Origin of the sequence: Anaerobiospirillum sp. NML120448 (assembly GCF_023050945.1) — a bacterium.
Classification (GTDB): Bacteria; Pseudomonadota; Gammaproteobacteria; order Enterobacterales; family Succinivibrionaceae; genus Anaerobiospirillum.
Map to the genome: position 1 here is coordinate 1 of NZ_JALKIM010000098.1, position 11,352 is coordinate 11,352.

Below are 11,352 nucleotides of genomic sequence, written 5' to 3' on the forward strand. Positions count from 1 at the left end.
GCAGCTTACTTATATAAAACGCTAGCTATAAGCTGTTTTTCCCCCTAAATTTACATTTAGGAACCAGATATACCTGGATATTGGTTACATATTTTAGGGGATAATAGGCTTAAAAAAATAGTACCGCTATACTTTACAATTACGCCGATAATAAACAATTTAGCGGCATACTAAATAGCTACTAAGCAAATGCCTATCAGGGGCTGTAAGTGGGTGGCTTTTTAGCTATGTTAATTTAAGCTATGCCTGGCTATGGGGTAGCTGGTATTAGGTTTGGTAAAAGCTTGGCGAGCAAGGATAGCTTCTAATTAAGGCTAAGTTGACTAATAGAGCCTTTGCTTTTACTTTTAGCACCAGAGGCATGGCTGTTGGGGCTTATTAGTACTTAAGATATATCTGCTCCTAATTAAGCAGGGTATAGCTAATACTTGGGCTATGATGGCTTGTTGTTTTGCTTGGCTTGTGTATGCCAAGCTTGTTTGGTAGGTAAAAGACCTTGCATAGTAGCAAGCAGGGCAATTTTATTGGTAGAGATCATTGAGGTGGTAATTGAGTGATCGTGTAATTTCACATGGCAAAGTGCCAGCACCACAAAGTTTTTTAGAGCTTCCTGTAGCTTTTGAAAGTGTACAAGCAGGATTCCCAGCTCCTAATGGTGGCTATATCGATGGTCATTTAGATGTTAACCAATTTTTGGTAAGCCATCCCAGCTCTACTTTTGTCTATCAGGTAGCGGGCGACTCGATGATAGAAGCTGGTATTATGCCTGATGATTTTGTATTGGTAGATGCTAGTATTGAGCCTAAGACAGGCGATGTGGTAGTAGCCATGGTTGATGGTGAGTACACTATTAAAAAGCTACAAACCCACCCACACCCTCAATTAATACCATGCAATAGAGAATATTCTCCTATAGAGATTGGTGAGTACACCGAAGTGACCATTATTGGCCCTGTGATTTCAGTAATAAGAAAGTATCGCTAAGCTATAGGTCTTTTAAAAAGGACATAGGACTCTTGTTTGCTGCGTTCAGGCAAAGACAAGCTAAGTAGGGTGCAAAAGTTCCATGCCATACCATCCTACAGTTGCTAAAAGGTAAGAGTTCTCTTAGCGCAAAGGAACAATACAACTGCGATTTTTACAATTGCTATCAGGCAAGAGAAGGCAAGGGCCATCTGCCTAAAAGCTAATAGCAAGCACTTAGCGGACTAAATCCCATGGGAGGTACATGGTGAGCACCTTGTATAAAGATTAACCTTGGTGAGTAGGTAAGTTAAGTATGGCTCTTAGGGAATAGAATAGAATAGAATAGTTGGCCATGTTGCTATCATGTGCTTTTTGATACCAAGTCATTTGCCTTTGGCTGTTAGTGTTAGTGTCAACTCCAATAAGGACAGTAATGGTAGGTATCCCTCACCTTGATGTGCGCTTATGCTTTAGCTGGTGCTATAGGGAGTATAAGAAGTAATTTTCTAGTGCTGTCATAGGGATAATATCGCTGCCTGGCTTATAATGTATAGGGTTTTTATCTTTTACTTATAAGGTGAGCATATGGGACGCTTGAAAAAGGATGCACGTCAAGTAAAAAAGGCGGTTACTATCTTTATTTCTGACGAAGAGCTCTTTCGTGTTAAGCAAATGGCCCAAACTTGGGGTACTAATGTATCTCAAATGGTTGCTCACTTAATTAATCAAACTTTTGAGTCTAAGGCTTATCTTAATGGCTATGATGATTTAAGCCAAGATGAAAGGGAAGGCTTAAAAGCTCGTCGTGCCCGAGTTAACTTCTTAACCTCACGCCGCTCTGAGGCTGCCCGTATTCGAAACTTTGATCGCCGCAATGGTCTTGATCGAGGCCTTACCAATGTTATGGTGGTAGCAGCACCTGATACTTTAAATGGTCTTGAGGGCAAGGGCTTTCCAGGCTTGTTTTGTAAAAATCTTGGCGATGTATGGATTGTGCCTTATGGTCTATTAGAGCGTATCTCAGTAATTGAGATTATTGAGTACCCATGCTATGCCTCAGTATTTGATTATTTTGCTGGTAAGGAAATTCCTAAAGCTGCTTTAACTGACTTTGTGGGCTCTAAGCGTGACTATGTATTATCAAGCTTTGGTGAAAAGGCTGTTTTAAAACGCCTGTTTGAACTCTATGGTCATTTACGCTTCCCATCAGTACGTCAGGCTGAGCCTATTTTACGTGAGCAAAGAGATGAGCTTAGCAATCGTGTTACTCAATATCAGCGCTTAATGAAGAAGCTTAGAGACGTACAAGCTCAAAAGGCTATTAACGCCAGAATCTGGGAACAAATTCGAACTGGCCAATTTCAAGATAATGCAGTATTAGATGAGGACGGAAAACCATTCGACCTTAGCCAATCTATTGCTGACTTAAAGGCTATTTATGAGCAAAGCCACAAGGCTCAAGAGCTAGTGGATACTCAAACTATGACCCCTCATGAAACTCTTGCTGCCCTGCAAAGCATGATTCCAGATGGCACTAAGTTAGATGAGGAAACCTTAGAGCGCTTGCAAGCCCTAGCTGATACAGCAGGTGAACCATCCGAGGAGTACTTTGACCAATTAAAAGAGCAAATTGATGCTCTCTACGATGGTCTTGATACCTATTATGACCAAAACGGTGATTTAGATGCTTACCATATGCTTGATGAAGCTGTGGCTGCTAATACTTACTACCAAACTGTCTTTGATCAAAGCCGCTCCACACACAGTGAGGAGCACAACACACCACAAGTCAACGACGCATCTAAAGAGAGCCACTCCTTAGATGTAGAAAGTAATGAGCAGGGCAATGCCAATGCCAACGCCAATGGCAGCAACACCGACAACTCTGGTGCGGGCGCTGAGTCTTCCTCAGAGCTAAATGATGACCATATTGCCATCTTCTCCTATGTAACCCCACAAGACAAGGCTCTTGCCAAATTACAGGCAAACCAAGTACAAGAGCCAGACCAGTCTCTTGTTCAGCAGGATGCCTCCCATGAGGAGCAGGTGCCAGATAACACTACTCAGTCGTCCGACAGTGAGGGTAGTTCTCTTACAGAGAGCACAAAAGAGGAAAACTCTCAGGAGAAGAAAGATAAAGTAGTTGCTAAGCGTAAACCTGGCCGTCCCGCCAAACCTAAGCCAAAGGTTACTCGTATTGTGTTGCCTAAGTACTTAGCCTCAACTGCTGCGGATATGGCATCAAGAGTAAGTCAACATGTTGTTAAGCTTAAAGAGCAGGGAGCTTATCCTCAAGTTAGCGAGCCTGATAATGAGTCTAATCGCTATCCAATGCCAGAAATGTATAGTGAGGAGCAAGAGCAGAAGCCTTTTATGCCTAAACAAGACTTCTCTGAATACAATATTCAGGTAAGAGGTAGCAGCTCTAATCAGGAATTTGGCTTTGGTGCGCTCAACCAAATTAAAGCCCAAGATGCAAAGTATCAAGAGCAAAGCGAGCCAAGCTCAGACCATACTAAGGAGCAAGATTAGGTTCTTAAAAGGCTGGCAGGTAGTAAAGTACATGGCTATGATACTCTAAAAGATACGAGATAGTAGCCATTATCAGTACATAACAAGATAGCCTGGCTTTTGCTAACAGCAAGAGCGCCCGCACCAATACCTCCACAAGGTGAAAATACACCTCTAAGGCTCAACTAAAAGGTGTGGGATCTACACTGTAGCTTTTAAGAGGGCTGAGGCTACGTGAATGGTATTTTAGCTATGGCTTGCCATTGGCAAATAGACCTTTGATGTGGGGCATCATAATAGAGCCTATAATAGGCCTACTTAAACCACACTAAAAACTATATAAGCTACCACTTTTTCAAGAAAAAACGATAAATTTAGCTTTAAAATCAAGCAAAAGTTTTTGGTAATAAAGTGATAATTGATTGGTTAAAAGCTTAATTTTATCAGGATAGTGCGCAAAATTTTGAATTTTTACAATTAAAGCTAATATGGCAAATATATAGACATATGGGCGTTGACTAGGTTATGACCTTGCCGCCGTTTAAAAGCTTTCATAGGAGCTCTATTCTATGGGGCTCTCAAACAAGTTTCGCCTTTATCATCCGCTGCATATAGTTGATAGGTAAAGAATAAGCGGTACCCCCGCTTATGTAGGCCTTAATCTTAAAGGCACCCTTTATTAGCTTACGCTAGTACCCATCTTAAAAGCTAATTGCCTATAACAGCAACTACATGCTTTTCCTCCAAGTGCTATTCAGCCAAATTCAAAACCGTCGTGCTAAAGGTTTTAATTAGAGTGCCTATACTCTTAATTCTACATTATTTGGCAATAAAAATAGCATTTTTCTACACTTTATCTTTTGTCTCATTTCTTTTAACCAAAAAAGAACATCGTGTCTGGCTTTATCAATTACCAATATTAATAAGCCTAAAACAACTGCATCTTTAGCTCTAAAAAAGGCTATAGGCGCTCGTTTGTCACGATTTGATAAAGCTATTCAGGCGAAACACCCCATATATTTTCATTTATTAAATTTCAAATGAAGCAAACAAATAACGCCATTAAGTTCTTAATGGCCCAATACCGTGCAATCTTCCAGAATGCATACTTCAAAGGCTTAGCCACTGCCGCCGTCGTAACCATGGGCTTAGCAGCTGGCCAAGCCCAGGCTGCTTCTGTATATGGTGACAATCAAAAGAGTACTGAACTTACAGTTACTATTGATGGCAAAGCAACTGATGAAAAAAATGATTTAAAGACCTACGCAAAACTTCAAGTAACTAATAAATCTAAGGCCTTCCAAAATCAGACTATCATTATTAAAGATGGCGCTGTTGGTACAGACAACTTTGTTAAGGCTGCAGCTGCTCCTGCTAAATTAACTGTAAAGAACCTTGAACTTGATGCAACAGATGCAACTAAAGGTTTAAAGGTTTCTACTGAAGTTGCTAGTACTAATGCAGAGTTAAATGTTCTTGAGAACCTCACAATTAAAGCAGGTAAATTAGAGTTAGCTGGTAAAACAACCGCAGATGCTAAAGCCATTTTAAACGCAAAGCAAATATCCTTAAATAATAAGGATGCGGAAAAGGCCGTTTTATCTTTAGGCGACAGCGGTTCTGTTGTTGGTAATGGTGTAGATGTTGACGCTGCTACAGGCAATATCAAGAAAGCTGCAACTCTTATTAGCTTAGACAACAATGGTACTATCTCTTTTGGTGGTACTGCTGCAGCTGATGCAGTATTAAATGGCCAGTTTGTTGGTGATGGTGAAGTATCTTTAGATTTTAGTACAGCAAGCAAGTCTGGTACTATTAGTGCTTTTGGATATATTAATAAAGCAAAGCTTGCAATTGCAGATAAAGCGAATGCTGTAATTAGCTTAGAAGATAATAAGCAGACTGTTGCTGATGAAGGCACTCTTACTATCAATGAGGGTGATATTGAGCTTACTGATGCTGGCTCTGTTATGACCATTGATAAGGGTACTGTTGTTTTAGGCGATAAGGTAACTCTTACATCTAAGGGTGCTTCTTCAACTGCTGCGAGCATTGTAATTGGCAATGGTACAGATGAAGGTGCTCTTGTAGTAAAGAAAGAGACTGCTGATGGTTTCTTAGGTGCAACAAAAACTGGTGGTATCGAGCTTAAGGAAAATGGCGTTCTTCAGTTCAGCGACGCTTCAGTAGACTTAAGTGGTCTTGAGGTTGTAGATACTGCTGCAACTGCCAAGATTGCAGCAGCTGATGGTGCTTATGTAGTTGGCAATAATGTCACTGTTAGCAATGCATTAACAGGTGATGGCAAAGCAAATGTTTATATTCAAGCCTTAGACACTTTAACCTTAGGCAATGGTTCAGATGCTACTGGTGTTACTTTTGAAAATAAGGGCTTTATTGCCAAGAATCTTGAACTAAAGCAAGGTTATGATGAAGATGCCTTTACTCTCGTTAATGATGTAGAGCTTATTAGCACTAAAGATGCTGGACGCTCTACTGATAATAAACTTATTGAAGCCGCTGATAGTGGTTTAATTAAGGGCTCAGCTATTGACATTAAAGGTGCTGGAGCTGGTTTATCAATTACTGCTGGTAATTATGAAACTGTAGGACAAAATATCACCCTTACCCAAGGTACTTTAAGTGTTGAAAGTGATGATGCTACTACAGTAGATGCTGATGGACAAGATGACAGCATTGCTTCTTCTTTAGTAATTAAGGGTGGTGAGTTTAAGGTAATTGGTGCTGGCACTAATGCTGTAACCGTATCTGGCGCAAAGGCCTCCTTAGACCTTTCTCAAACTACCCTTTCATCTAAGGCTGGCGGTACTGCAGCTCACGTTGGAATTGTTACTCAGGGTGGTGCAACCTTAACTATTGGCCAAGCTCAGTTTGAAAGCTTTGCTAAAAAAATTGGTGACAATAGTGGTGACAAGAACGCATATTTTGGTATTGATGGCGGTACTTTAAAGGCTGATTCTTTAACCTTAAATCAGGGTCAATTAGTTTCTGGTGCTAACTTTGATAGTCCTGTTGCTGGTATCAATTTTAAGAACACTTCTTCTGGAACTTTAGAGGTTGCTCAAACCCTTACCATCAATAAGGCTGATACAGCAGTTGCTGTTGGTGAAAATGGCTTTATCCAGGCTGGTACTTTAGTTTTAGCTCCAAACACTGATAATGCAGCAACTAAGCTTGGCACTGGTAATTTCACTGTTTTAAATGCTTTACAAACAGAATCTGAAGGTGGTATTGAAACTACTGAAGCTACCTCTAAGGTTACCTTTGGTAAGCTAGAATTTGTTAATGGTAAAAATGCTGATGACGGCCATAAAGCTGTAGTTGGTTCCGATGCTTTAATTTCTGGAAAGCTCAAGGTTACTAATGGTGCTCATAATATCGCCGCTGGTAACTGGACTGCTGAGCAGGATCTTACCATTGCAGCTGGCACCTTTAAGATTGGTGATGCTGCTAAGACAGATGCTGATGGCAACATCATTAAGACTTCCTTAACTGTTGAAGGCAAGCTCGATGCAGCTGCTGGCGTGACTGTAGCTAAGGAAAGCACCTTAAATGCTAACGAGTTAAATGCTGGTGGACCAACCGCTATTACTGTTGATGGCACTGCTAATGTTGCAGGTAAAGCTGGTACTGAGTCAGGTGCAACTGGTCTTTATGGTGTAGCTTTAGGTGGAACTGGTGCATTAACCATTAATGAAGGTGGTGTACTTAACTTTAAAGGCGAGGCTCTTGATGGCTTCTACTTTGAGCCAGACTCTAATGCTTTATTAAACGAAAAAGTTACTGCTGGTAGCATTGTTACCGCACCTGGCGCTCAAGTAAATCTTAACTATACCTCTGGTACTACTATTACTGTTGATCAATTAACCAACTTAAACAAGGTATTTGATGACGGTACTACTGTTAACGGTATTGTAAATCTTGGCGAAGCAACCTTAGATGGCCTCAAGCCTGTAGACAATGAAATCACTTGGGATGCTGCTAAGAAGTACGAAAACTACTTACCTGGCTATACTAATAATGGCCTTAAGGAAGCTACTTTAACTGGTGTTGCTACTGGCACTAAAGTAAGTGGTCACTTTGGTTCTATTAAGACTGATGACACCTTTGCCTCTGGTTCTTCTGTAGATGTACAAAAGAAGGGTGGCTTATACAATGCTAAGCCATTAGCAGGTGATGATTCTGGTAAGAAGTACTTTGCTGTAAACAGCTCTGGTGACTCCTTAGGTCTCAATATTGCTGATAAGACTACTGAGTTTACTCTTGGTGGTGAAGGTATTATTGATCAGGTTAAGTTTGCTGGTTCTGGCACCTTAGCTATCGATAAAGGCTTTGGTGATGTAGCTGGCAACGTAACTGTTTCTAAGACCATTTCTGGTGGTGCTAACAGCGTATTAAACATCAAGAATGGCCAGCTTACTGTTGCAGGTGAGAAGAAGAACGGCGTTGAGATTGGTGTATTAAAGTCCGAGGCTGGCACTTCCTTAAATACCAAGGTATTGAAGATTACTGGTGCATCTGGTTCTCAGTCTAATGTCATGGGTAATGTGACTGTTGCTGCAGATTCTGGCGCTTCAACCTCCATTGGTGCAGGCGGCGCTATCTTTGGTGGTAAGGAGAACAAGTTTGCTGGTTCATTCGCTGCAACTGGCGATGTTGAGTTTACCAATGGTGGTACCTCTACTATTACTCTTACCAAGGATGTAGCTGACTTTAAGGGTGACTTGGGTATTAGCGGTGATGCTAAGGTTGTTGTAAATGGTGTTCTTTCCATGACCAAAGCACCTGGTGCAACATTAAAGGATCAAGCTTTCATCAATGTTGGTGAGTACGATCCAGCAAATGCTGATAAGGTTAACTCCTCTGGCTTCTTACAGGCTCAGTACATTAGCTTAGGTGGCAATGCTTTAGCTATTGATCCAGCTTATGGCAAGAATACTTCTGTTGTACAGGTTGGTGCCTTTACTGATACTCCTAATAACCCTAAGACTGGTGTAAGCACTGTTAAGGGTGACATTTATGTTCTCCAAAACTCTGCTTTATTAGTTGGCATGAATGCTAATGGTGAGTTAGATGTAGACTCTGGTCGTGCATTCTTAGCAAGTGTTCAAGAGAATGGTTCATTAACTGACCCTGAGAAGGGTGGCAAGATTGGCTCATTACTCTATGTAAACAGCCAACAGAAGCTTGCAGCTGGTAGCTCTATTGTTGTTGATGCTTTAGCCAACGAAGGCAATGTAGTTGATGCTAATGATGTACTTAATACTAAGTACACTGATGCTAAGAGCTTTGGCACTACAACTGATACTGCGGATCTCTACTTAGGTAAGGGTTCTGTAATTGCTTTAGGTGCGGGCGCTCATAAGGATAATGGCTCTATCGTATTTGACTTCAAGGATGCTGCCGTATTTGCAGATCAAGGCGGTAAGATTATTCTTGATAGCGATAGCTACCTCAAGGGTGATCGTAATGTAGTTGTATTCCAAGATGCTGACAACAATGGTGTTAATATCTTAGGTACTGCTGGTACTAACGATATCCGTGTTGAGACCATTAACGGCTTAATGTACTTCACCTTAACTGCTGGTCAGCAGTCAACTGGTGGTACTTTAACTCTTGATACTGCTAAGGCTGATACCGCATTTAGTCAAGCTTCAGCTCCAATGAAGGACTTCTTAGTTGGCTATACTGCTCTTACTAAGAACTGGAGTGAGTACTATGCTGATGGTTCAACTGTTGAGCGTGTAGAGTTAGTTGGCGAGCAAGGCCCAGCTGCAGAGAAGTTCACTATTGTTGACGGTAAGATTACTGGTTTTGTAAATGCTGCTGATTTTGCTGCTGAAGATAAGGCAAGCAACTATGTAGCTATCCAGACAGGCACTGATGCTGCTACCAATACTCCAATCTACACTGTTTACCACAAGGCTAACAATCTCTTCTTAGAGAAGATTGTTCAGAACACTCAAGGTGCCGCCGCTGATCAAGCCGCACGTATGGGTGAATTTGGTGGTGCTGCTGAAACTGCTTTAGTTGCTACCTCTACCACTTATGACGCTGTTGCAGGTCGCTTCGGTATGGGCCAGCAGGCTGGTACTATGACTATTGCTAACAATGGTCAGGGTTCTGGCTTATGGGTAACCCCAGTTTACAAGAGCCACGAGTCTGACGGCTTCGACGCTGATGGCTTAGGCTACGGTTCTGACATTACCTTATACGGCGTGGCCTTAGGTGGTGATGTGACCTTATCTAACGGCGTACGTGTTGGTGCTATGTTCAACGTAGGCTCTGGTGATGCTGATGGTCAGGGTGCTGCCTCTGTAGTATCTAATGACTTTGACTACTTTGGTGGTTCTATCTACGCAGGCTATGCTATCGACAACTTCTCAATTGTTGGTGATATTTCTTACACCACTATCGATTCAGATGTTGAGGCTAATACTGAAGTAGGTAAGGCTTCTACCTCCTTCGACACCTCTGCTTTAAGCGTTGGTGTAACTGGTCAGTACTCCTTAAAGGTTGCTGAGATGGACGTAACTCCACATGCTGGTATGCGTTTCACTCGCATCGATATGGATGACTACACCATTGATTCTGCTGACTTCGGTAAGGTTGGTCAATACAATGCAAGCTCTGCTAATGTATTCTCCATCCCTGTTGGTGTAACCATCGCTAAGGAGTACGTAACTGATACTTGGACTGTTAAGCCAAGCTTTGACTTGACCTTAACTGGCAACTTCGGTGATGACACTGTTGATGGTACTGTATCATGGGCTGGCGTAAGCAACTATGATGTGTCCACCAAGGCTGAGTTTGTTGACAGCTTCACCTATGGTGCAGCTGTAGGTATCTCCGCTAAGACTGGCAACTTTGGTTTAGGCTTAGGCCTTAACTACACTGGCTCCTCTAACACTGATGAGTTTGGTGTAAACGCCAATGCACGTTACATGTTCTAAGCTTAAATAGGACATTTAACTTAAACTTTAGTTAAATTGAGGCCCAATTCCTTGTAGAAAGGCAAGCTCTACTTGGGTATTGGGCCTCTTTTATCAAAAGCAAACATAGAGTTATCACTTTGATGTTTTTAAATACAATATCTATTTATTTCAAGGAGTAAAAATGGAGCAAAAACCATTAAATCTAGGATTCCTTTTTGGAGCGGGCGCTGAAATGTGCTTAAACTTACCTGATGGTGGCAAGTTTGCCATTAAACTTTTCAGCCAAAACAAGGATGCTCGTAAAGAGCAATTTAGGGAAGCTATACGTGAAATCATAAATAATGATAGTACCACACAGTCATACAAAGATTGGCTTGATTATATTGGTACAAAGAAAAATAAAATCTGTAGCTTTGGTAAAGATGAGTTTAAATCTGTAGTTAGCTCTAGTGTAGAACAGAAAAAAGAGTCAATTATTAAATTTTGCCAAAATATTGATTCAGAGGCTAAGAAAGTATTTTTCGAGCTTAATAATTATCAAACAAATGAGGAAGACTGGAACCAGTTTTATACTACACTTGCTCATAAGTTGGGTATTGATAAGGAAAACTCTCAATACAATTTTGATGTTGAGATTAATCAGCCTTCTAATCAAATTGAAGCTTTTAAGAAATTCTTTAAGTCAGAAACTCTCAAGTTAATGATTGCTTGTATGGAAATTTATGAGACTGAAGCAGATGCTGAAGCTGAGGCTGAGGCTGTTGCCTTGTCTAATGATCAGAATCAACCTAATGGAATGTTCATCTAATTCTTGGAAAAACTACTCTTAGCTTTTCCATATATAAATATTACTATACTATTCTTAACCATATAGAAGTAATAGGTACACAATAATCATGATTTAATTTAAAATGAGGGG

The 11,352-nt window shown here is 41.0% G+C and carries 4 protein-coding genes; all 4 read left to right on the forward strand.

Going from position 1 to position 11,352, the window contains the following annotated elements; all coding sequences use genetic code 11:
- Positions 1 to 549: 549 nt before the first annotated feature.
- On the forward strand, positions 550 to 984 hold the full coding sequence (gene umuD, locus MXE38_RS11200; protein WP_246914948.1) for a translesion error-prone DNA polymerase V autoproteolytic subunit: 435 nt from the start codon (positions 550 to 552) through the stop codon (positions 982 to 984).
- Positions 985 to 1,551: 567 nt separating this feature from the next.
- A complete protein-coding gene (locus tag MXE38_RS11205; protein WP_246914951.1) occupies positions 1,552 to 3,498 on the forward strand; it encodes a hypothetical protein in 1,947 nt (648 codons plus the stop codon).
- A gap of 1,019 nt (positions 3,499 to 4,517) precedes the next feature.
- The gene (locus MXE38_RS11210) at positions 4,518 to 10,451 is read left to right on the forward strand and encodes an autotransporter outer membrane beta-barrel domain-containing protein (RefSeq protein WP_246914954.1); all 5,934 of its coding nucleotides are present in this window, start codon (positions 4,518 to 4,520) and stop codon (positions 10,449 to 10,451) included.
- A gap of 163 nt (positions 10,452 to 10,614) precedes the next feature.
- The gene (locus MXE38_RS11215; protein WP_246914957.1) at positions 10,615 to 11,241 is read left to right on the forward strand and encodes a hypothetical protein; all 627 of its coding nucleotides are present in this window, start codon (positions 10,615 to 10,617) and stop codon (positions 11,239 to 11,241) included.
- The last annotated feature ends 111 nt before the right edge of the window (positions 11,242 to 11,352 follow it).

Coding starts and splice junctions, on each gene's coding strand:
- MXE38_RS11205 (WP_246914951.1), top strand. CDS start 1,552: ATGGGACGCTTGAAAAAGGATGCACGTCAAGTAAAAAAGGCGGTTACT.
- MXE38_RS11210 (WP_246914954.1), top strand. CDS start 4,518: ATGAAGCAAACAAATAACGCCATTAAGTTCTTAATGGCCCAATACCGT.
- MXE38_RS11215 (WP_246914957.1), top strand. CDS start 10,615: ATGGAGCAAAAACCATTAAATCTAGGATTCCTTTTTGGAGCGGGCGCT.